Consider the following 227-nt stretch of genomic DNA (forward strand, 5'->3'; position numbering starts at 1 on the left):
GAGCGTCTGCCTTACAAGCAGAATGTCGGCGGTTCGATCCCGTCAGCGCCCACCAGATTTTTTGCGATGCAGCGGTAGTTCAGTTGGTTAGAATACCGGCCTGTCACGCCGGGGGTCGCGGGTTCGAGTCCCGTCCGCTGCGCCATCCTTAAAATCGAAAATGCAACACCCTTTAAGGGCGCTTAGCTCAGTTGGTAGAGCGTCTGCCTTACAAGCAGAATGTCGGC

General features: G+C 56.4%; 1 tRNA gene. It reads left to right on the forward strand.

The annotated features are described in order from the left end of the window. Positions 1-68 precede the first annotated feature (68 nt). Positions 69-145, forward strand: a tRNA-Asp gene (locus AC3CAU_RS16790). The last annotated feature ends 82 nt before the right edge of the window (positions 146-227 follow it).

This window comes from Acinetobacter sp. GG23, assembly GCF_057766365.1.